Below are 20,231 nucleotides of genomic sequence, written 5' to 3'. Positions count from 1 at the left end.
ACACGAACGCATCCCCGGGGGAATACCGCGCCGGCGGCCCCGCCCGGGAATAAGGCATCTGCAATTGCAGGTGAATGCGAATATGCGCGGGCATCGGCCGCGCGCATTCGCCGGACACGCCGGTCCCCTGACACGGGTCCGACGCCGGGTGGGGCAGGCTTGGGGGCGTGAGAACGGCAGCCGATCGCCCGGACCGGGGCGCAGACGACGTACTGGGACCCATTCCGCCGGCCGCGCGGCGCCCCACCGACCTGCTGGTGGGCGCCGCCGGGGTGGTGATGGTGGCGGCGGTGCTCGGGCTGGTCTCCCTGGCCGGCGACGGGCAGGGCACCGCCCCCGACGAGCTGCGCGCCCTGCTGCCGCCCTCGCTGCTGGCCCTGGTGGCCGCCGCCGCGAACATCGGGGTGCTGGTGCTGGCAGCCGTGGTCGCCGTGGAGCGGCTGATCCGCCGCGCCGGGCGCGACGTGGTGCGCGGCCTGGCCGCCGCCGCGTTCTCCTACGGCGCCGCCGAGGCGGTCAACGCCGCCGTGCTGGCCCTGTCCGGGCCCGCCGGGCCGCCCGAGGCGCTGTCGGCCGGGGCGCACACGGGCCTGCTCGGCGGCCCCGCCCACGCCTACCTGGCCGCCGCCATGGCCTACACCGGTGCGGTGGGCCGGGTGCGCCTGGCGCGGGTGCGCGGCGCGCTGTGGGCCGGGATCGCCGTCACCGCCGCCGCCGTGCTGCTGGCCGGGGTGGCCACGGTCCCCGCGCTGGCCCTGACCGCGCTGCTGGGCGCCACCGGCGCGGCCCTGGCCGGGTTCGCCGTGGGGGCCGCGCGCCCGGAGTCGCTGACCGGGCCGATGGTGGAGGAGCTGCGGCGCTTCGGCCTGGAGCCGCTCACCCTGGCCCCCGCCGGGACCGACGGGGAGGGCAACCGGCGCTTCACCGCCGACACCCCCGCCCGGCGCCTCGACCTGGTGCTGATGCGCGCCGACGACACCGCCCAGGCCCTCAGGCGGCTGGGCGGGATGGTGCTGCTGCGCGGCCCGGTGGCCCCGCCGGTGCGCCTGGGCCTGGCCCGCCGCCTGGAGCACGCCGCGGTGATGGGGTGGGCGGCCCGCGAGGCCGGGGCGTGCGCGCCCGACGTGCTGGGCATCGGCGACCTGGGCGCAGGGTCGGCGGTGCTGATCCGCGAGTACGCCCCCGTGCGCACCCTGGACGAGGTGCCCGACGAGGAGCTGACCGACGCGGCCCTGGAAGGGGTGTGGCGGGAGCTGGCGCTGCTGCAGCGCAACCGCATCGCCCACGGGGCCATCGACGGGGACACCGTGGGGTGGCGGACCGGCGGTCGCCCCGCCTTCACCGGCCTGAGCGGGGGAGCGGTGGCCGCCGCGCCGCTGAAGACCTCCCTGGACACCGCCGCGCTGCTGACCGTGCTGGCGCTGCGCACCGGCGCCGAGCGGTCGGTGCGGGCGGCGGTGGCGGTGCTGGGCCTGGAGGCGGTCGCGGCGGCCCTCCCGCTGCTGCAGCCCGCCGGCATGCCGCACGGCCTGCGAAGACGCCTGCGCGACCACCCCGGGGTGCTCGGTGAGCTGCGCTCGCGCATCACCGGGCTCGCCCCCGAGGCCCCGGCCCGCCCGGCCCGGCTGGAGCGGATGCGCCCGCGCACCGTGGTCAGCGTCGGCGCGGCCACCGTGGTGGGCCTGGTCCTGGCCAACCAGCTCGCCGGGGTCGACCTGACCACCGTCACCGCGGCCGACGCGGGGTGGGCGGCGGCGGCCTTCGCCGCCGCGACCTCCTGCATGCTCGCCGCCGCCCTGGCGCTCATGGGCTTCGTCCCGATCCGGCTGAACCTGTGGACCACCGTGCTGGTGCAGTACGCCGGGTCGTTCATCCGCATCGCCGCCCCCGCGGGGCTGGGGTCGCTGGCGATCAACACCCGCTACATCACCTGCCGGGGCGCCTCGGCGGGGCTGGCGATCTCGGCCGTGGGCCTGTCCCAGGCGGTCGGCCTGCTCACGCACGTGCCGCTGCTGCTGATCAGCGCCTACCTCACGGGCACCGGCACCAACCGGTTCACCGACTTCTCCCCGTCTCCGACGCTGGTCGGCGTGGTGCTGGTGCTGGCCGCCGGGGTGGCGGCGGTGCTGCTGGTCCCGCGGCTGCGCGGGCTGGTCATGGAGCGGGTGCGGCCCTATTTCCAAGGCGTCGTGCCGCAGCTGCTCGACCTGCTGCAGCGGCCCCGGCGGCTGGCCATGGGGGTGGGCGGCACCCTGATGCTGACGGCGGGGTTCGTGCTGAGCCTGTACTTCTCCGTGCTGGCCTTCGGCGGGCAGGCCGACCTGGCGGCGGTGGCGGTGGTGTTCCTGGCCGGCAACGCGGTGGGCTCGGCCGCCCCGACCCCCGGCGGCCTGGGCGCGGTGGAGGCGGCCCTGCTGACCGGCCTGTCGACGGTGGCGGGCCTGCCGGTGGCCGTCGGGCTGCCCGCGGTGCTGCTGTTCCGGGTGCTGACCTTCTGGTTCCCGGTCCTGCCCGGGTGGGGGGCCTTCCACCTGCTGCAGAAGTGGAAGGCGATCTGAGGCGACGCCCCGGCGGAGCCGCGTGTCGCACCTTCCTCCTACGCTCCGTGCCCATGACAGAACTCCTCCTCTCCAGTCGGATCCCCTCCGGGGTGATCGACGACTTCGACCTCGTCACCGTCGACGGCCGCCTCCTGCTGTGCGCGGGCGACGGAAGCGGGGGGTGCACATGGGACCCGGCCGCGGACCGGTGGACGGAACACCGGTTGGACCTGCCCTACCGCCCCGAGGACTTCCGCGCGATGACCGGGCACCTTCCCGCCGAGGACGACGACGGGTACCGGCTCTACTCCGTCTGCGCGGCGGTGGTGGACGGCAGGATCGTGATCGGCGGGGGCAACTACGAGGAGCCCTTCGCGCAGTGGGACCTGGCCACCGGCGCGGTCCGCGCGCACGCGAGGAACGACGACGGCGGGACGGGGAAGACGATGACCGTGCGGCTGGACGGCCGGCCGCACTTCATCGCCTGCGGCGCCTCCGCGCACATGTGGGATGTGGAGCGTCCGGACGCCGAGCCGGTCCCACTCCCCGGATCCCGGGACACCGTCTCGGGGATCGCGGCCGGAACAGTGGACGGCCGCCCGAGCGTGGTCATCGGCGACTGGGACGGCGACGTGCTGGTGTGGGACGTCGAGACCCGGAGCGTCTTCACCGACTTCAGGTGCCCCGTCCCCGTGCGGGACCTCGGTCTGGCGACGCTGGACGGCCGGACGCGGATCGTGGTCGCGGGAGAGGACCGGCTGGTCCTGGGCGACCCCGACACCGGGGAGTGGGAGTGGGACGGGCCGGTCGACAGGGGGTCGATCGGGTTCGGCGAGGAGGACGAAGAGGCGGAGGACCCCATCACCCGCATGGACGTCGGCGTCGCGAACGGCCGCCCGGTGGCGGTGACCGGTTCGGGGGAGGGCCGGGTGTGCGTGTGGTCGCTGGATGAGCGGCGGCTCCTCAACGGGCCGCTCACCCCCGGGCACAAGGGCGAGGTCAACGCCTTCCGTATCGCTGACCTGGACGGGCGCACGGTCGCCGTCTCGGCGGGGCATGACCGCCGTGTGCTCGTGTGGGACCTTGAGGGGGAGTGACGCCGATCACTGGAGAAACTCAGTGCCGGGCTCTCCTGAGAGGTGACAGGGGCGGCGTTCAAGCGCGCTTGGAGCGGAGGCGCGATGAGTTTCGCCAGCGCTTCGCGAACCCCATGGCATAGATCTACGGTATAAAGCCGGGGGTGATGAGATCACATCCCTCCGAACACAGCGGAGCGGCTCCGCCGCACCGACCACCCTCCACCTCGCCCCCGCAAAGCACAGTGGACGCCATGCCCATGGCGTCCACTGGGTGCTGCTCTCGGCACAACGGCGGCGCCGACGGTGGGCCCACACGGGGGTGGGCGTCACCGTCGGCGTCCATGGGGCGGTGTTCCGCCGGTCATCCGGGGCTGCCGCCGGCCCGGGGCGAGGTCAGGGCAGGGGGATGAGCCCTCGCCGGTAGGCCGCGGCCTGGCGGCGCGGCACCAGGGCGGTGCGGCCGCTGACGGTGACCTCGATCAGGTCCGGCACGGAGGCCCGCCACTGCGAGCGGCGCTTGCGGGTGTTGGAGCGGGACATCTTGCGCTTGGGCACGGCCATGGGAAGCGGTCGGCCTTTCGTGTCGTGTGGGCCCCGCCGGTCGGCGCCGGTCGGCCCGGCGGCGGGGCGGGGCGGTCGGATGCGGTACGGGCGGTACGGCCCGTGTCAGGAGCGGCCGTAGCGCTGCTTGAAGCGCTCGACCCGCCCGGCGGTGTCGACCACGCGCCCCTTGCCGGTGTAGAAGGGGTGGCTCGCGCTGGAGATCTCCACGTCGACCACCGGGTAGGTGTTGCCGTCCTCCCAGGTGACGACCTGGTCGGAGGTGATGGTCGAGCGGGTCAGGAAGGCCATGTCCCCCGCCTTGTCGCGGAAGACGACGGGCCGGTACTCGGGGTGGATTCCGGGTTTCACTGGTGTGCCTCTCTCGTCGGTGCGGCGCCGCGGGGCGCCGGGGCTCTTCGGGGCGCTGGGAGTCCGGGGCCGCTCAGCGGTCCTCGCGGAACTCGGTGTGCCGCCGGGCGACCGGGTCGTACTTGCGCAGGACGAGGCGGTCGGGCGTGTTGCGGCGGTTCTTGCGGGTGACGTAGGTGTAGCCGGTCCCGGCCGTCGAGCGGAGCTTGACGATGGGGCGGGCGTCGCTGCGCGCCATGGCGGACCTCCTCGGATCGGGTGCGCTCCTAATAAGCGAATGATAACCGTTTTCATTCCCGGTGGTGGCCACGGCCCATGTCGGCGGCCCGCCCGGGCGGTGCGGCTTCTGCGCCCCCGCGCGGTGATGGGAGGATCGGGGGTGCGCGAGGGCATGGGCCCGCTGGAGCAGGAAGGTGGGGGGCGTGGCCGCAGACAAGACCGCCGAGCAGGCCTGGGAGTCGCTGGCACGGGCGCACGTGGCGCTCATGCGGCGCTTTCAGGCCGACTTCCGCGGCGCGGAGGTCAGCATGCGCGAGTACGACGTGCTGCTGACCCTGGCCCGCTGCCCGTACGGCGGGGCGCGGCTGTGCGAGCTGAACGACAGGGTGCTGCTGGACCAGTCCTCCATCAGCCGCCTGGTGGAGCGCATGGACGGCGACGGGCTGGTCGAGCGCGGCCCCGACCCCGAGGACCGGCGCGGCACCCGGGTGCGGCTGACCGACCGGGGCCGGGCGGTGCTGCGCAGCATCGGCCCGAGGCACGCCGCCGCGATCGCCGAGTCCCTGGGCGGCGCGCTGACCAAGGAGGAGCTGGTCACGCTGCGCGGCCTGGCCGACAAGCTCCTGCAGGGCCAGGCGGAGGGGTAGGGGGTACCCGGCGTCGGCCGGGATCCGTCCGGGAACTCCGTGGTACGCCGGAGAAGCCGGGGGTGCGGGCGGGAACCGGTTTCCGGTGCGTCGCGTCACATGCGCGGGGCGACCCCGGGCCGCGGACGGCCCGCCCCCTCTCCCCGGACCGACTCCCCGACTCCGAACCCTCCTGGAGCACCCGATGAACGACCGACTCGCCGAACTGGACGGCAGCGAGGTCCTCGGCGACCTCTACGGCCAACTCGCCACCCCTGTCGCCCTGGCCGACGGAACCTTCGACGAGATCGTCGAGGACGTCATCGACGGGAGTCTGATGATCGACCTGCCCATCGAGGTGAAGGCGGGCGAGTACGAGGAGCTGGAAGGGGTCGGCAAGGACGACCTGCGGGCCTGGCTCGTTGAGCTGCTCACCCGGGAGTTCGCCGCCCACCTGGCGTGGCAGGAGGGCCTGGAGGGCGAGAGCGACGGCGACCGCCTGACCCGCGCGTTCGACGAACTCAACGAGCGGGCGATCGTCGCGCGCGAGGACTTCTCGTGCTGCCGGCGGTGCGGCCTCGGCGAGATCCGCGACGAGGACCACGACGGCGAGGGGGAGGCGCGGGGCTACGTCTTCTACCACCAGCAGGACACCAGGCGGCGCCCGCTGTACCTGGCCTACGACACCCCCGACGGCACGGACGAGTCGATGACGGCGCTCGGCGACGAGGTGGTCGCCGTGCTCACCGAACAGGGCCTGACCGTGGAGTGGGACCGCGATCCGGATGTGCGCATCGCAGTGGACATGGAGGTGCGCAAGGTCCGCAGCGGCGAGCTGGCCCGCTACCCCGGCGACGGCGCCGACGCCGCGTAGAAGGCGTACGGACAGGCGGGTGTGCTCGGCGTTGATCTCGGGAGAAACGACGCTTCCGGGCCGCTTGTAGGGGCGCTTTCCCCGAGATCAACGAGGGAGCGGCGGTGCGGCCGTGCCCGGCGGTCCTCTGTGCGGGTTACCCGACCGCCCCCGCCTCCTCGTCCTCCCTGCGCAGGAACTCGGCGGTGAAGGACCCCTCCGCTCGCGCGAGTGCGGCGGGTGGGCCCTCGAACACCACGCGGCCCCCGTGGCGGCCGCCCCCGGGGCCCATATCGATCACGTGGTCCGCGCGGCGCACCAGGTCCAGGTCGTGTTCGACCACCACGACGGTGTTGCCCGCGTCCACCAGCCGGTCCAGCAGGGCGGCCAGGCCGTCCACGTCGGCCGGGTGCAGCCCGGCGGTGGGCTCGTCGAACACGTACAGCGCCCCCGACTCGCCCAGGTGCCGGGCCAGCTTGAGCCGCTGGCGCTCGCCCCCGGACAGGGTCGCCAGCTCCCGGCCCAGCGTCAGGTGGTCCAGCCCGACCTCCTCCAGCTTCGCCAGGCGGCGCCGCACGCCCGTGTCGTCCAGGAGCGGCGCCGCCTCGGCCGCAGTGGCGCCGAGCATCTGCGCGACGGTGCGCCCGGCGAGCCGGTGCTCCAGCGCCTCGGGGCGGAACCGCAGGCCGCCGCACGCCTCGCACACCGAGACCACCGGGTCCATGAACGCCAGGTCCGTGCTGACGGTGCCGCGCCCCTTGCAGCGGGGGCAGGCGCCCGCCGAGTTGGCGCTGAACAGGGCGGGGTCGGCCCCCGAGGCGTCGGCGAACAGGCGCCGGATGCGGTCCATCACCCGCAGGTGGGTGGCCACGGTGGCGCGGGGCGAGGCGGGGATGGGGGACTGGTCCACGACCACCGCTTCGGGGTGGAGCCGGGCCAGCTCGCGCACCAGCGACGACTTGCCCGACCCGGCCACGCCGGTGACGGCGGTCAGCACCCCGGCGGGCAGGTCGGTGCTCACCCCGTCCAGGTTGTTCAGGCGCGCGTCCTCGATGGGGTAGGCGCCCGCGGGGGTGCGCACGTCGCGCTTGAGCGGGGCGGGCGCGCGCAGCGCCTTGCCGGTGGCGGTGGGGGCGTCCTCCAGCTCCGCGGGCGGTCCGGCGAACACCACGCGCCCGCCTGAGGCCCCGGCGCCGGGGCCCATGTCGATGACGTGGTCGGCGGCGCGCACCACCTGCCGGTCGTGCTCGACGACCAGCACGGTGTTGCCCTCTTCGCGGAGCTCGTAGAGCAGCCCGATCAGTCGGTGCACGTCGCGCGGGTGCAGGCCCCGGGAGGGCTCGTCGAACACGTAGGCCATCCCGGCCAGCCCCGCGCCCAGGTGGCGCACCACCTTGAGGCGCTGGGCCTCCCCGCCCGACAGGGTGCCCGACTCCCGGTCCAGGCGCAGGTAGCCCAGGCCCACGCGGTCGATGCGGCGCAGGGATTCCAGCGCCTCGCCGGCCACGGCGGCGGCCACCGGGTCGGTGAGTGCGCCCAGGACCTCGGCCAGGTCGGGCACCTCCAGGGCGCACATGTCGGCGATGCCCATGCCCGCCAGGCGGGAGGCGCGGGCTGCGGCGTTGAGGCGGGTGCCGCCGCACTCGGGGCACCGCCCCTCGCGGACGGCGGCGCGGGCGGCCTCGCGGTCGCGCCCGCGCAGGCGGGACAGGTCGCGGTTGAGGTAGCGCCGCTCCAGCATGGGCACCAGGCCCTCGTAGGTGTTGCGGTAGGTCCCGTTGGGGCCGCGGCGCGTGACGCGGAAGCCGCCGCCTTGGAGCAGCAGCGCGCGCTCCTCGGCGGTGAAGTCGCCGACCGGCTTGTCGGGGTCGAACAGGCCGGACTCGGCGTAGATCTGCCAGGTGGCGGTTCCCACGGCGGCGATGGGGGCCAGGATGGCGCCCTGGTTGAGCGACAGGGCCGGGTCGAGTACGCGGTCGGGGTCGACGCGCACGGTGCGTCCCAGGCCCTGGCACTCGGGGCACATCCCGGCGGGGTCGTTGAACGAGTAGGCGGTGGACTCCCCGGCGGAGGGGGTGGCGCAGCGGGAGTAGAGCACGCGCAGGGCGGCGTGCACGCCGGTCATGGTGCCGACGGTGGAGCGGGAGTTGGCCCCGGGGGCGCCCTGGTCGACGACCACGGCCGGGGGGAGCCCGCGCACGGCGTCGGCGGCGGGGCGGGTGTGCTTGGGCAGGCGGTTGCGCAGGAAGCCGGGGAAGGTCTCGTTGAGGCGGCGCCCGGCCTCGGCGGCGATCACGCCGTGCACGAGGGAGGACTTGCCCGACCCGGACACCCCGGTGACGGCGGTGACGGCGCCCTTGGGGACGCGGGCGTGCACGCCTTTGAGGTTGTTGTGGCGCGCGCCGATGACCAGGACGGCCTCCAGGTGCTCGCGTGGGCCCCAGGCGGGCGGTCCGGCGGCGCCGTTCCCCTGCTCCGGTCCGTGGACGTGGACGGTCATTCCTGCCCCCCCTTTCAGCTAAGGCTAATAGCTATAGCTAATGCTATCTACCATAGTAAGCTGCCGCCGTGACGTCCTTCGCCGATGACATCGAGGCGGGCGGCGCCGACCGGCGCTCCCGGCGCCGCGCCGAGACCAAGGCCGAGATCCTGCGGCTGGCCGTGGAGGAGATGGCCGAGCACGGCGCGGCGGGGCTGAGCATGTCGCGGGTCGCCCGGCGGCTGGGGGTGCAGCCGCCGTCGCTGTACAAGTACTTCGACTCGCGCGCGGCCCTCTACGACGCGCTGTTCGGCATCGGCCAGCGGCGCTACCTGCGCACGGCCCGGCGGGCGGCCGAGCAGGCGCCGCCGGGGCTGGCCGGGTTCGCGCCGGTGCTGCGGGCCGGTGCGCGCTGGTCGGCCGAGAACCCGGTGCTGGCCCAGCTCATGTTCTGGCGCACGGTGCCGGGCTTCGTCCCCACGGAGCAGGCCTACGCCCCCGCGCTGGAGCTGCGGCGGGACTGGGGGGAGCGGGTGCGCGCGGCGGTGGAGCGGGGCGAGCTGGGCGCGGGGGCCGCCGGGGAGGAGGGGCTGGACCTGCTGGCCTCGCTGATCGCGGGCATGGTGTCGATGCAGCTGAGCAACGAGCCGGACGCCGGGTTCGAGGGCAGCCGCTTCCTTCGGCACGTGGACCGCATCCCGGACCTGTTCGCCGCCGCCTACCCGCCGCCCCCGGGGCCGGGGGCGGCGGCCCGCGAAAAAAGGTCACGCACAACTTGATTGTGCACAACTTAATGGGTAGATTCGCATCCGAACGAGGAGGACGGTCCCGACCATGCCCGACGACCAGCCGCGCGACCCGCTGTCGCTGGACGCCCAGCTCTGCTTCGCCGTGTACGCGGCGTCGCGGGCCCTGACCGGCCTGTACCGGGACCTGCTGGCCGACCTGGGCCTGACCTACCCGCAGTACCTGGTGATGCTCGTGCTGTGGGAGCGCGGCGGAGTCCCGGTCAAGGAGCTGGGCGCCGCCCTGCGCCTGGACTCGGGCACCCTCTCGCCGCTGCTGCGCCGCCTGGAGGCGGCCGGCCTGGTGAGCAGGGAGCGCTCGGGCTCCGACGAGCGGGTGGTCCGCGCCGTGCCCACCGAGCGGGGCGCCGCCATGCGCGAGCGGGCCGAGCGCATCCCCGGGCGGGTGATGTGCGCCACCGGGCTGGACGGGCAGGAGGCGCGCACCCTGCGCGCCCTGCTGGACCGGCTCACCTCCTCGCTCGGCGCCGACGCGCCGCCCCAGGGCGCGGTGTCGGCGTGCCAACCGCCACCACAGGAGGATCGAGCATGAACGTGCTGTACACCGCCAAGGCCAGTGTCACCGGCGAGGGCCGCAAGGGCGCCGGGAAGACCGACGACGGGCGCGTGGACGTGGAGCTGTCGGTGCCCAAGGGCCTGGGCGGCGACGACGGCCCGGGCACCAACCCCGAGCAGCTCTTCGCCGTGGGCTACGCCGCCTGCTTCCACGGCGCCCTGAAGAAGGTCGCCCGCGAGGCCAAGGTCAACGTGGACGGCTCCACGATCGACTCGGAGGTGGCCATCGGCAGCGGCGACGACGGCTTCGGCCTGGCCGTGCAGCTCACGGTCACCATCCCGGGCCAGGACCGGGCCGGCGCGCAGAAGCTCGCCGACGCCGCCCACCAGGTGTGCCCCTACTCCAAGGCCACCCGCGGCAACATCGAGGTGACGGTCACCGCCGCCGGCGCCTGAGGCGCGGCGGAGGCGTGGGGGCCGGGGCGGGCGCGCCCCCGCCCCCTCGCCGGTCCCGGGGGGGGCAGCCCCCCGCGGCGAGGGGTCAGGAGGCCGAGGGCGCGGCGGGCTGCCGGGCGGGTTCGGGGGCGCGCACCCCCGTCGGGGCGGCCGAGCCCCGGGCCAGCGCCATCGCGGTGACCGCCGCCAGCACGACGGCCATGCCCGCCCACTGCGACCAGGCCGGCTCGGCGCCCAGCAGCGCCACACCCACCACCGCCGAGACCAGGGGGAAGGACAGCTCGGCCAGGGTGGCCCGGCTGGCGGCGGTGCGGCCCAGACCCCAGTAGTACAGCGACAGCGCCGCCAGGCCGGGGATGAGCGCGAGCGCCAGCAGCAGCGGCACCTGGGCGGCGCCCACGGCCAAAGAGGAGCCGGTGGCGCCGCAGATCGCCAGGGCGACCGGCAGGGCGATGGTGAAGCGCACCGTGGTCACGTGCACGGGGGCCAGCGCCGCCCCGGCCAGTCGGCCCAGCACGGTGCCGCAGGCCCACAGCAGCGCCGCCCCCAGGGCCAGCGCGGTCCCCTTGGCGTTGGACACCGACACCGCCAGCGGGTCGGGGAAGGCCAGCAGCCACGCCCCGGCCAGGGCGGGAACGGCGTAGAGCGCGAAGCGCGGGCGCAGCCGTTCGCCCAGCACCAGCACCGCCAGCACGATGGCGAACAGCGGCTGCATCTTCTGCAGCACCTGCGGGGTGATGGGGTCGCCGGTGGTGAACGCCAGAGTGAACAGGGTGGTGGCGCCCGCCGAGGACCCGCCGCCGACCACCGCCATGGCCAGCACGGTGCGCCGCCCTGCGGCGGCCAGCGCCCGGAAGGCAGGGAGGATCCAGGGGCTCAGGCACAGCGCGATGACCGCGTGCTCGTAGAAGACGATGGTGGGCGCGGGCAGCACGGCCGAGAGCGGTTCGCGCATCAGCGCCGAGGTGCCCCACAGCCCGGCGGCGATGGCCACCGCCCACATCCGGTCCCCGTGCCGTGCCGAAATCACGTCCGGTTCCTCCCTCAGAGTCGGAAATCCGGATGAATCCTCCCACTGACCGGGCGGTGGCCGCGCGCAAAGGCCGCCGAATTCAGAGGAAGACGCCACACGGTCGTACGCGCGTGCGAATACTGGTCTCCATGGACGATGCTGGAGGAGGTGGCGGCCACCATGGGTGCCGAGCGCACGGGCCGGGGCTGGCTCACCGTGGACGACTTGGCCAGGATGCCGGACGAGGACGGCATCCACGAGCTGGACGACGGGCGGCTCGACGTGAGCCCCACCCCCGGCTTCGACCACGCGCGCGTCGTAGCGCGCCTGCTTGGGCATCTGGGGCGCGCGGCCCCTGACGGGTTCGAGGTCCTCACCCGCCCGGGTGTGAACATCCACGGCGACCCGAGTCGCCACCGACGGCCCGACCTCGCGGTGATCCGGGACGGCGACGTGACCGGGCCCTACCTGGCGCGCCCGCCGCTGTTGGCGGTCGAAGTGCTCTCCCCTGAGAGCACCATCCGCGACACGCACCGCAAACGGGCCGAGTACGCCGAGTCCGGCATCGAGTCCTACTGGATCATCGCGCCCTCGGCCGAGAGGACCGCCGTTTTCGAGATGCGCCTTGATCACGGTGCCTACCGGGACGTCCAGGAGGTCCTCGACACCGACGTGTTCGAGACCGAGGTGCCCTTCCCCCTTCGCCTCGTCCCTCGCTGGCTCACCGCCGATGGGCCCTGGAGGCGCTGTATCGGGGGCGAGGAGGCAGGGGACCGGGCCGAGCGGTCCGCAGAGACCCAGGAGACCCCCGAGGACGGCTGACCCCCGCACATGGCGAAGGGCGGCCGGGGCCTCGCCCCGGCCGCCCTTCGCCTGCCTCCGGCCGTCGCCGCCGCATCACCGCGCCCCGGTCAGGCGCGCGGCTCCAGGAGCAGCAGCCGGTCCAGCATGTCCTGCATCGTCACCAGCCCGACCAGGCGCGGCCGCGGCCGCTTGGCCTCGGCCGGCCCCGGGGCGGCGTCGGCGCCCTCGACCAGCACCAGGTGGCTGCGGGTTTCGCGCATGATGCCCAGCGCCGCGTAGATCGGCGTGGACGCCGCCAGCGTGGGCACCGGCCGCATCAGGTCCGCCGCGGTGGTGCGCTCGGGGCTGGTCAGCGCGTCGCGCACGTGCACCACGCCCAGCGGGCGCCCGCCCTCCAGCACCACCAGCCGCAGGTGGCCCGACTCCCGGGAGACCCGCTTGACCTCCTCGATCCCGGCCCGCGGCCCCACGGCCGCCATCTCGGCCAGCGGGGTCATCACCTCGTCCAGCGGACGGGAGTTGACCTCCAGGGCGGTGGCCAGCTGCTCGCGCCGCTCCTCGTCCAGGGCGCCGGCCTTGGCCGAGTGGTCCACCAGCTCGCGCAGGTCGTCCGGGCCGTGCCCGGCGGCGACCTCGTCCACCGCCGAGACCCCCACCAGGTGCAGGCACTTGTTGGCCATCCCGTTGAGCAGCACCAGCGCCGGGCGGGTGAGCCACATGAACGCCCGCATCGGGACCGCCAGCAGCGTCGCCGACTTCTCCGGGTGCGAGATCGCCCAGGACTTGGGCGCCATCTCGCCCACCACCAGGTGCAGGAAGGTCACCGCGACCAGGGAGAGCACGTAGGCCGCCGTGTAGGCCACCGCGTCGGGCATCCACCCGTGGAACAGCGGCTCCAGCAGGTGCTTGACCGCCGGCTTGGAGATGGCGCCCAGCGCCAGCGTGCACAGCGTGATGCCCAGCTGGGACCCGGCCAGCAGCAGGGACAGGTCCCGGGCGCTGCGCAGCGCCGCCCGCGCCGACAGGCTGGTCTCGGCCTGCTCCTCCAGCCGGTAGCGGCGCGCGGCCACCAGGGCGAACTCGATGGCCACGAAGAACGCGCTGAGCGCGATGATGACCACCGTCAGCGCCAGGGCCAGCAGCGGGTTCATGTCGCTCATGCGCTCACCTCCCCGCGGTGCCCGGCACCGGCGGCGGGCGCGCCCTCCACCAGCTCCAGGCGGACCGTCTCGGGCACGTGCCGGTCCACGCCCTCCACGGTCAGGCGGACCCGCCGCTCGGGCTCGCCGTCCTCGGCGCCCGGGTGGCGCGGCAGCTCCACCTCGACCGCGTCGCCCGGCTCGGGCAGGCGCCGCAGCTCGGCGATGACCAGGCCGCCGATGGTCTCGTAGTCCCCGCCCGGCAGGTCGTGGCCGAGCAGCCGCTCGACCTCGTCGACGTGCTCGGCGCCGGGCAGCAGCCAGCTGCCGTCCTCGCCCACGCGGGCGGCGCCGTCGTCCTCGGGGTCGTGCTCGTCGGCGATCTCGCCCACCAGCTCCTCGGCCAGGTCCTCGGTGGTGATCACCCCGGCCAGGCCGCCGTACTCGTCGACGACGCAGGCGAACTCCTCGCCGGCGTCGCGCAGCCGGTCGACCACGTCGGGCAGCGGCAGCGAGGCCGGGACCAGCACCGCGGGCCGGGCCACGTCCTTGACGAGCACCGCCTCCAGGTCGGCGCCGCCCAGCGCGAGCACGTCGCGCAGGCACACCACCCCGGTGATGTCGTCGACGTCGCCGCCCATCACGGGGAACCGCGAGTGGCCCATGGCCATCAGCTCCACCACCCGGCTGACCGGGTCGCCGGAGGCGACGGTGTTCACGTGCGGGCGGGGGATCATGGCGTGCTCGGCGGTGCGGTCGTGGAAGTCCAGCGTGCGGTCCAGCAGCGTGGACAGCTCGGCCGGAAGGTCGCCGCTCTCGCGCGACTCCTCCACGATCCGCTCCAGGTCGGCCGGGGTGGCCGCGTGCTGCACGTCCTCGACCGGCTCGATGCGCACGGCCTTGAGCAGCACCACCGCCGCCTGGTCGAACAGGCGGATGACCCACCCGAACAGGCGCAGGTAGATGCCGGTCGACAGGGCCAGCCAGCGGGCCACCGGCTCGGGCCGGGCGATCGCCAGGTTCTTGGGGAACAGCTCGCCGAAGACCATCTGCACCACGGTGGAGAACAGCAGGGCCACCGCCGTGCCGACCGCCAGGCCGGTCCCGGCCGGCACCCCGGCCAGCCCCAGCGCCTCGCCCAGCCCGGCGCCGAGCAGCGGCTCGGCCACCGACCCGACCAGCAGGCCGGTGACGGTGATGCCCAGCTGCGCGCCGGAGAGCATGAAGGAGGTGCGGCCGGTGATGCCCAGGGCCCGCTTGGCTCCGGTGTCGCCCTGGGCGGCGCGGGCCTTGAGGCGGGAGCGGTCCACGGCCATGTAGCCGAACTCTTGGGCGACGAAGTATCCCGTCGCCAGGGTGATCACCATGATCACCAGCACTCCGAGGAGGATGCTCAGCAGGATGCTCACCGCGCACGCTCCACACGGGTGCGGGGGAGGGGGCCGAGCAGGGCGCCACGCACCGCCTCGGAGCTAAAGCCCTCGGTGCGCGCGCCCGATGGTGATGGCGGTTCCTCGGATTCGGGGGTGCAGCGCCCTGTCAGGGGCAGGGCGCTGCCGGTACTTCGGGACGGGTCCACGTGTCCTCTCTCTGATCGGTCGCGTGTACTACGAGGATACGAACAGGGGGTCGGAGAAATTCCCTGGCACGGGCGGTTGAACCGGGGCGGGGCGGCCGATTTTGCGAAGGCTTCACCTGCGCGGGGGCCGGCGGGCGCCCGGTGCGCCGGGCCGTGCCTCAGTCGCGGGCGGAGGGCGCCTGGGCGTTGGGCCCGGCGGTGGCGCCGGGGCCGGTGGCGGCCCACTCCCGGCGGCGGGCCTCGGCCAGGGCGATGGAGGCGGCGACCGCCACGTTGAGCGAGCCCACCCGGCCCACCTGCGGGATGTAGGCGGCGGCGTCGGCGGCGGCCAGCAGGGCGGGGGAGCAGCCGTGGTCCTCGGCGCCCAGGGCGATGCACACGTCGCCCTCCAAAGGGGCCTCGTGCAGCGCCATGGCGCCCTCGGCCAGCTCCAGGGCGACGACGCGGAACCCGGCCTCGCGGGCGGCGCGCGCCGCCTCGGCTCCGGTGCGGGTGCGCTCCAGGCGCATCTTCTTCTCCGAGCCCAGGGCGGTCTTGCCGACCTGGGGGTGGGAGGGGTCGGCGGTGTTGCCCGCCAGCCAGGCCGCCTCCACGCCGAACACCGCGGCGGTGCGCAGGATCGAGCCCAGGTTGAAGGGCTGGGTGACGGACTCGGCGATCAGGGCCAGGCGGCCCTCGGTGCGACGGCGCCAGAGGCGGTTGAGGCGCTTGACGTCGGTGGGGCGGAGCTGCGTGCTCACCTGTGCTCGGGTTTCCTCGTCGAAGTCGTGCGGTCCGGTGCGGCCGGTGGGCCCCCGGGTGTGCGGTAGGCGCAAGGATAGCCGCTCGCGGGTGCCGGTCGGAGGGCGGCCGCGCCGGAGGGGCGGTGCCGGGGCGGTGTCCGTGCGGTGGGGCCCGGCCTCAGGGGCGGTCGACGCGCAGCACGCGGTATCCGGCCCGGGAGGCGGCGCGGGCGGTGGGCCAGCCCTGCTGCTCCAGCCAGCGGTGCAGCGAGTCGCCGCCCAGGTTGCGCTGGACCACCAGGTGGGCCGAGGCGCCCGGGGCCAGGCGGGACAGCCAGCACGTCAGCAGGGCGTGCAGGGCGGGCTTGCCGATGCGGATGGGCGGGTTGGACCACAGGGCGTCGAAGGGGCCCTGCTCGGCGCCGGGGGCGGGGCCGGGCGCCGCGCCGGAGACCGCGTCGGCGCCCTGGGGGTCGGCGGCGGTGCCGTCCGCCCCGACCCGGAGGAACCCGGCGTTGTCGAGCCCGGCGGTGCGGGCGTTGCGCGCGGCCAGCTCCACGGCGCGCGCGTTCACGTCGACCCCCAGCACGCGGGCGCCCGGCGCGCGGGCGGCCATGGCCAGCGACACCGGGCCGTAGCCGCAGCCCAGGTCCAGCAGGCGCCCGGTGGCCGGCGGGGCGGGCACCGACTCCAGCAGCACCCGGGTGCCCAGGTCGACCCTGCCGGGGGAGAAGACCCCGCTGTCGGTGTCCAGCCGCAGGTGCAGGTCGGGCAGGACCAGGTCGACGCTTCCGGGGCGGCTCGCCGCGCCCGGGGAGGGGGCGAAGTAGTGCTCTGACACGCGACGACGCTACCACCAGGGCGGACACGGCCCCGCAGAGCGGTGGGGGGCGGGGGAGGTGCGCGTCACAAACCGAGCGGTCGGTAGTGTTGGTGCGGACCCGGCCGCGCCCCGCGGCCCCGCCGTGCGAAAGGACCCCCACGTGCAGCGATTCACCGGCAAGACCGCCGTCGTCACCGGCGCCAGCCGCGGCATCGGGCTGGCCGCCGCCCGCCGCATCGTCGAAGAGGGCGGCCGCGTGGTCATCACGGCCCGCAACCCCGAGCCGCTGGAGAAGGCCGCGGCCGGGCTCGGCGGCCCCGAGCACGCGATCGCCGTGCCCGGCAAGGCCCACGACCCCGCGCACCGCGACCACGCGGTGGCCCGCGCCCTGGAGGCCTTCGGGTCGCTGGACGTGCTGGTCAACAACACCGGCATCAACCCGGTCTTCGACGCCCTGGTCAACGTCGAGCCCGCCACCATGGCCAAGATCTTCGAGGTCAACGTCACCGCCGCCGCCTCCTGGACCGCGGCCGCGCACGCGGCGTGGATGAAGGAGCACGGCGGCGCGGTGGTCAACGTCGCCTCCCTGGCCGGACAGCACCCCTCGCCCGGCATCGCCGCCTACGGCGCCAGCAAGGCGGCGCTGATCAACCTGACCCGCCAGTTCGCCTACGAGCTCGCCCCCGCGGTGCGGGTGAACGCCGTGGCCCCCGCGGTCGTCAAGACCGACTTCGCCCAGGCCCTCTTCGCCGGCAACGAGGAGGAGGTCACCAAGGGCTACCCGCTGGGGCGCCTGGGGGTGCCCGCCGACGTGGGCGCCGCCATCGCCTTCCTGGCCTCCGAGGACGCATCGTGGGTCACCGGGCAGACCATCACCCTGGACGGCGGCCGCACCCTGGGCGCCGGGGTGGAGTGAGCCCCGAGGGTGTGCGGGCCGCCGGGGGCGGGACGGGCCGAGGGCGCCGTCCCGCCCCCAACGCGTCCCCCCGAGTGTCGGACGAGGACACGACGCGGGCGCGCACGACGCCGACGGGGCGCGGGCGGCCCGTCCCGCGCCGCCCGCGCCCCAGCCCCCGGCCCGGGGCGTCGACGAGGCATCCGTCACTCCGCCCGCGCGGCCGACACGGCCCCCGAACGCGCCCGCGTCCCCGTGTGCACGGGAGTACCCGCAGGTCGCACCGGCCCGGTCGGCGCCGGACCGGGCATTGCAATAGCGCGCCGCTCCAAGGAAGATGGGGTTAATCGGACATCTCGCAACCTGGGAGACCCGATGAGAGCACACGTCGGAGACCTGCTGGTCGTTGAGGGCCGGCGCGAGGACACCGGCCGCAAGACGGGGGTCGTCACCGAGGTCCGAGGGGCGGAGGGGGCTCCGCCCTACCAGGTCCGGTGGGTGGACGAGGACCAGGACGTGCTCGTCTACCCCGGCCCCGACGCCCACATCGAGGGCGCCCGCGACGACGGGGAGCCCGCCGGGTGAAGGCGGGCCCCGCCGGGGCGGACAAGGACACGGGGAAGGACACTGGGGGGTGGCCTTCATGCACACCATGAAGCGCTGGAACATCGAGATCATGCTCTCCGAGGAGAGCGAGGGCGAGCAGGCCCGCACCTGGGCCGACGCCGGACTGCACGCCGAGGACGGCACCGACCTGCACGGCCGGGGGATGGCCCGCAAGCACCCGTCCGACTCCGACGTACCGGAGATCGGCGAGGAGCTGGCCGTCTCGCGCGCTCTGGCCGACCTGGCCCGCCAGCTCAGGCAGGTCGCCGCCGAGGACATCTCCGACAACACCGGGGCCCCCTGGCGCCCGTGAGACCACACCGACAAGCGCCCGGCCCCACGGCGCCGGGCGCATTCATGATGCCGTGCCCCGCCGCGGCCCACGGCTGCCGCCCGCCGCTGGACCACCTGGACCACTCCGCGAGCCGACCGACAGCCCCGGGCACGGGGCGCCATCGGACCGCGGCCGTGCGCCCGCACCGGACCGGGCCCCGCGCCCGGCACGGGAACCAACGGCTACGGGCACGTGTCCAATCCGGCGCAACGGCCTGTGGCCTTCGCCACCGGAACGGTCCCCCCGGACGCGGCCCCGGCACCCCGCCGGACCGCTCCGGACGGCCGCCCGCAGCCCCTCCCACCGGCCCCGGACGCCCGGCCCTGCACCGCCCGGCGACCGAGCACCCGCCCCCGCCCCGACCGGCCGGGACGGCCACTGCGCGGCCGGATGTGGACGCCCTCTGTCCCCGTTTTCTCCACCGCACCGTGATCAATCTGATGCAGACTCAGCGCTCATGACCACCCGAACCGGCACGCAGGGTGCCTCCACGGCCCTCACCGGCGCGGCCGCACTGGCCGGCGTCGGCGTCTTCACCGTGCTCGCACCCGCCGCGGACGAGGCGGGGGCCTGGCTGACGGCCGCGGTGCCCCTGGCCGCCGCCGTCGCCCTGTGCACCGCGGTGTCGACCTCGCGCCTGGCCGCCGCCCACCCGGGCACCGGCGGCGCGCGCGTCTACGCCCGCGAACGGCTCGGCGACCCCTGGGGATCCATCGCCGCCTGGGCTTGGGCCGTGGGCGCCACCGCCGCGGCGGCCGCCACGGCACTGGCCCTGGCCGACAACCTGGCGCCCGAACGGGGGCGCTCGGCCGCCATGGCCGCATTGGCCGTGGCCGCCGCCCTGGCGTGGGGCGGGCGGCGGTTGCGCCGCTGGGCCGCACGCCTGGCCCTGGCCATGGGGGTCCTCGCGGTGGCCGGCCTGGTCGCCGCCGCCTGGACCGCGGGCTCGGCCGACCCCGACCGGCTGCAGCTCGACGGCGCCTGGCCCGGCTCCTTCGGCGCCCTGGGGGCGGCCGGAACGCTCTTCCTCGCCTTCGCCGGGACGGTGCGCATCGCCGAGGCCGCCCCGCGGCCCCGCCAGGGCGCGGTCCCGGTGGTCCCCGCGTTCGCCCTGGCGGGGGTGGCCCTGCTGTACCTGACCGCCGGAGCCTGGGCCGTCGCCGTGCTGGGGCCCTACCAGGCCGGGTTCGGGACCCCCATCGTCGACGCCGTCACGGCATCGGGCCGCCCCGGCCTGGGAGCGGCCGCGGTCGCCGCCGCGGCGGCGGTGGCGAGCCTGGGAGCCGGAGCGGTGCTGATCTCCTCGGCGGCCCGCGCGATCGGGGCCCTGGCGGAGGAGGGCGCGCTGCCCGCGGCGCTGGAGGGCCCGACGCGCTCCTGGGCGGCCACGGCGGTGGCCGCGGGTGCGGCGGTCGCGGTCCTGGAGCCCGCGACGGCGGTGGGGATCGCCGCCTTCGCCCTGCTCGCCTACCACCTGCTGGCCAACGCCTCGGGCCTGCTCCTGGGCGCCGACGAGGACCGCCCGCCGCTGCTGGTGGCCCTGGGGGGCCTGGCCGGATGCGTGGTGCTGGGGCTGAGCCTGCCCCTGCCGACCGTGGTGATGGCGCTGACGGCGCTCGGCTCGGCCTCCGCGGTGTGGTTGGCCAGGCGCCACCTGAACCCCGCCACAGGCGTACTCGGGGAGAAGCAGCACACCGATTGAAGGCGCCCCGCCTGAAGGCGGGGGACTCCCGCCCGGCCTTGCGGCCGGCCGCCCCTGACGGGGCGGCTCGGCCGCTACCCCGCTTCCGAGCTCCGGCCGGGCGGCGAGCCGCCGGGGTGCAGCGTCGAGGGCAGCGACGAGAACAGGCCA

General features: G+C 75.4%; 21 protein-coding genes. 12 read left to right on the top strand and 9 right to left on the bottom strand.

Annotation, left to right across the window (positions count from 1 at the left end; genetic code table 11):
- Nucleotides 1-275: 275 nt before the first annotated feature.
- Together O4J56_RS19500 and O4J56_RS19495 are read left to right on the top strand one after the other, a co-directional pair.
- Entirely contained in the window at nt 276-2,558 is a 2,283-nt protein-coding gene (locus O4J56_RS19500) for a lysylphosphatidylglycerol synthase transmembrane domain-containing protein (RefSeq protein WP_270687561.1), read from the top strand.
- A gap of 53 nt (nt 2,559-2,611) precedes the next feature.
- Entirely contained in the window at nt 2,612-3,637 is a 1,026-nt protein-coding gene (locus tag O4J56_RS19495; protein ID WP_270687539.1) for a WD40 repeat domain-containing protein, read from the top strand.
- 375 nt (nt 3,638-4,012) lie between these two features.
- On the opposite strand, the gene rpmF is transcribed toward O4J56_RS19495, so the two are convergent.
- From rpmF to rpmG, 3 genes are all read right to left on the bottom strand, one after another.
- Nucleotides 4,013-4,180, bottom strand: coding sequence for a 50S ribosomal protein L32 (rpmF, locus tag O4J56_RS19490; protein ID WP_270687538.1), 168 nt, complete (start codon nt 4,178-4,180; stop codon nt 4,013-4,015).
- Between the two features lie 105 nt (nt 4,181-4,285).
- The gene (locus O4J56_RS19485) at nt 4,286-4,531 is read right to left on the bottom strand and encodes a type B 50S ribosomal protein L31 (RefSeq protein WP_270687537.1); all 246 of its coding nucleotides are present in this window, start codon (nt 4,529-4,531) and stop codon (nt 4,286-4,288) included.
- Nucleotides 4,532-4,604: 73 nt separating this feature from the next.
- Entirely contained in the window at nt 4,605-4,769 is a 165-nt protein-coding gene (gene rpmG / locus O4J56_RS19480) for a 50S ribosomal protein L33 (RefSeq protein ID WP_270687536.1), read from the bottom strand.
- Between the two features lie 184 nt (nt 4,770-4,953).
- On the opposite strand from rpmG, the gene O4J56_RS19475 reads away from it, so the two are divergent.
- Both O4J56_RS19475 and O4J56_RS19470 read left to right on the top strand, forming a co-directional pair.
- Entirely contained in the window at nt 4,954-5,397 is a 444-nt protein-coding gene (locus O4J56_RS19475; protein ID WP_270687535.1) for a MarR family winged helix-turn-helix transcriptional regulator, read from the top strand.
- Nucleotides 5,398-5,581: 184 nt separating this feature from the next.
- On the top strand, nt 5,582-6,250 hold the full coding sequence (locus O4J56_RS19470) for a DUF6891 domain-containing protein (protein WP_270687534.1): 669 nt from the start codon (nt 5,582-5,584) through the stop codon (nt 6,248-6,250).
- 136 nt (nt 6,251-6,386) lie between these two features.
- Here the strand turns inward: O4J56_RS19470 and O4J56_RS19465 are convergent, their stop codons facing one another.
- Complete coding sequence (locus O4J56_RS19465) at nt 6,387-8,729, bottom strand: ATP-binding cassette domain-containing protein (RefSeq protein ID WP_270687532.1); 2,343 nt, start codon at nt 8,727-8,729, stop codon at nt 6,387-6,389.
- A 68-nt stretch (nt 8,730-8,797) separates the two neighbouring features.
- Here O4J56_RS19465 and O4J56_RS19460 point away from each other — a divergent pair, with 68 nt between their 5' ends.
- The 3 genes from O4J56_RS19460 to O4J56_RS19450 are packed head-to-tail and all read left to right on the top strand — an operon-like array spanning nt 8,798 to nt 10,465.
- A complete protein-coding gene (locus O4J56_RS19460; protein ID WP_270687530.1) occupies nt 8,798-9,487 on the top strand; it encodes a TetR/AcrR family transcriptional regulator in 690 nt (229 codons plus the stop codon).
- A 55-nt stretch (nt 9,488-9,542) separates the two neighbouring features.
- Nucleotides 9,543-10,046: a MarR family winged helix-turn-helix transcriptional regulator gene (locus O4J56_RS19455; protein WP_270687529.1), complete on the top strand. Its 504-nt coding sequence runs from the start codon at nt 9,543-9,545 to the stop codon at nt 10,044-10,046.
- Entirely contained in the window at nt 10,043-10,465 is a 423-nt protein-coding gene (locus O4J56_RS19450) for an organic hydroperoxide resistance protein (protein ID WP_270687527.1), read from the top strand. Before O4J56_RS19455 ends, O4J56_RS19450 begins: the two co-directional genes overlap by 4 nt.
- Nucleotides 10,466-10,550: 85 nt before the next feature.
- Here the strand turns inward: O4J56_RS19450 and O4J56_RS19445 are convergent, their stop codons facing one another.
- Nucleotides 10,551-11,495: a DMT family transporter gene (locus O4J56_RS19445; protein WP_270687525.1), complete on the bottom strand. Its 945-nt coding sequence runs from the start codon at nt 11,493-11,495 to the stop codon at nt 10,551-10,553.
- A 138-nt stretch (nt 11,496-11,633) separates the two neighbouring features.
- Between O4J56_RS19445 and O4J56_RS19440 the strand changes: the two genes are divergently transcribed.
- Nucleotides 11,634-12,299 (top strand): Uma2 family endonuclease, encoded by a 666-nt coding sequence (locus O4J56_RS19440; protein ID WP_270687523.1) that lies wholly within the window; start codon nt 11,634-11,636, stop codon nt 12,297-12,299.
- A gap of 89 nt (nt 12,300-12,388) precedes the next feature.
- Here O4J56_RS19440 and O4J56_RS19435 read toward each other — a convergent pair whose 3' ends face one another.
- The 4 genes from O4J56_RS19435 to O4J56_RS19420 form a co-directional block, all read right to left on the bottom strand.
- Complete coding sequence (locus tag O4J56_RS19435; RefSeq protein ID WP_270687522.1) at nt 12,389-13,441, bottom strand: hemolysin family protein; 1,053 nt, start codon at nt 13,439-13,441, stop codon at nt 12,389-12,391.
- A complete protein-coding gene (locus O4J56_RS19430) occupies nt 13,438-14,829 on the bottom strand; it encodes a hemolysin family protein (protein ID WP_270687521.1) in 1,392 nt (463 codons plus the stop codon). The genes O4J56_RS19435 and O4J56_RS19430 overlap by 4 nt, the downstream gene beginning before the upstream one ends.
- Nucleotides 14,830-15,157: 328 nt before the next feature.
- A complete protein-coding gene (locus tag O4J56_RS19425; RefSeq protein ID WP_270687520.1) occupies nt 15,158-15,739 on the bottom strand; it encodes a TrmH family RNA methyltransferase in 582 nt (193 codons plus the stop codon).
- 160 nt (nt 15,740-15,899) lie between these two features.
- Nucleotides 15,900-16,562: a class I SAM-dependent methyltransferase gene (locus O4J56_RS19420; RefSeq protein WP_270687519.1), complete on the bottom strand. Its 663-nt coding sequence runs from the start codon at nt 16,560-16,562 to the stop codon at nt 15,900-15,902.
- Between the two features lie 142 nt (nt 16,563-16,704).
- On the opposite strand from O4J56_RS19420, the gene O4J56_RS19415 reads away from it, so the two are divergent.
- From O4J56_RS19415 to O4J56_RS19400, 4 genes are all read left to right on the top strand, one after another.
- Complete coding sequence (locus O4J56_RS19415) at nt 16,705-17,460, top strand: SDR family oxidoreductase (RefSeq protein ID WP_270687517.1); 756 nt, start codon at nt 16,705-16,707, stop codon at nt 17,458-17,460.
- Nucleotides 17,461-17,814: 354 nt separating this feature from the next.
- The gene (locus O4J56_RS32215; protein ID WP_270687515.1) at nt 17,815-18,024 is read left to right on the top strand and encodes a DUF1918 domain-containing protein; all 210 of its coding nucleotides are present in this window, start codon (nt 17,815-17,817) and stop codon (nt 18,022-18,024) included.
- Between the two features lie 58 nt (nt 18,025-18,082).
- Entirely contained in the window at nt 18,083-18,358 is a 276-nt protein-coding gene (locus tag O4J56_RS32210; RefSeq protein ID WP_270687559.1) for a DUF1876 domain-containing protein, read from the top strand.
- Nucleotides 18,359-18,836: 478 nt separating this feature from the next.
- Nucleotides 18,837-20,081 (top strand): amino acid permease, encoded by a 1,245-nt coding sequence (locus O4J56_RS19400; RefSeq protein ID WP_270687513.1) that lies wholly within the window; start codon nt 18,837-18,839, stop codon nt 20,079-20,081.
- Nucleotides 20,082-20,231 lie beyond the last annotated feature (150 nt).

Source organism: Nocardiopsis endophytica, assembly GCF_027706725.1.
Taxonomy (GTDB): Bacteria; Actinomycetota; Actinomycetes; order Streptosporangiales; family Streptosporangiaceae; genus Nocardiopsis_A; species Nocardiopsis_A endophytica.
Note: the sequence above shows the minus strand (reverse complement) of the source record. Positions and strands in the feature narration are given on the sequence as shown.

What these genes read in the sequence shown, in the direction of transcription:
- O4J56_RS19495 (WP_270687539.1), top strand. Translation starts at nt 2,612, where the DNA reads ATGACAGAACTCCTCCTCTCCAGTCGGATCCCCTCCGGGGTGATCGAC.
- rpmF (WP_270687538.1), bottom strand. Translation starts at nt 4,180, where the DNA reads ATGGCCGTGCCCAAGCGCAAGATGTCCCGCTCCAACACCCGCAAGCGC.
- rpmG (WP_270687536.1), bottom strand. Translation starts at nt 4,769, where the DNA reads ATGGCGCGCAGCGACGCCCGCCCCATCGTCAAGCTCCGCTCGACGGCC.
- O4J56_RS19470 (WP_270687534.1), top strand. Translation starts at nt 5,582, where the DNA reads ATGAACGACCGACTCGCCGAACTGGACGGCAGCGAGGTCCTCGGCGAC.
- O4J56_RS19465 (WP_270687532.1), bottom strand. Translation starts at nt 8,729, where the DNA reads ATGACCGTCCACGTCCACGGACCGGAGCAGGGGAACGGCGCCGCCGGA.
- O4J56_RS19455 (WP_270687529.1), top strand. Translation starts at nt 9,543, where the DNA reads ATGCCCGACGACCAGCCGCGCGACCCGCTGTCGCTGGACGCCCAGCTC.
- O4J56_RS19450 (WP_270687527.1), top strand. Translation starts at nt 10,043, where the DNA reads ATGAACGTGCTGTACACCGCCAAGGCCAGTGTCACCGGCGAGGGCCGC.
- O4J56_RS19440 (WP_270687523.1), top strand. Translation starts at nt 11,634, where the DNA reads ATGCTGGAGGAGGTGGCGGCCACCATGGGTGCCGAGCGCACGGGCCGG.
- O4J56_RS19435 (WP_270687522.1), bottom strand. Translation starts at nt 13,441, where the DNA reads ATGAGCGACATGAACCCGCTGCTGGCCCTGGCGCTGACGGTGGTCATC.
- O4J56_RS32215 (WP_270687515.1), top strand. Translation starts at nt 17,815, where the DNA reads ATGAGAGCACACGTCGGAGACCTGCTGGTCGTTGAGGGCCGGCGCGAG.
- O4J56_RS32210 (WP_270687559.1), top strand. Translation starts at nt 18,083, where the DNA reads ATGCACACCATGAAGCGCTGGAACATCGAGATCATGCTCTCCGAGGAG.
- O4J56_RS19400 (WP_270687513.1), top strand. Translation starts at nt 18,837, where the DNA reads ATGACCACCCGAACCGGCACGCAGGGTGCCTCCACGGCCCTCACCGGC.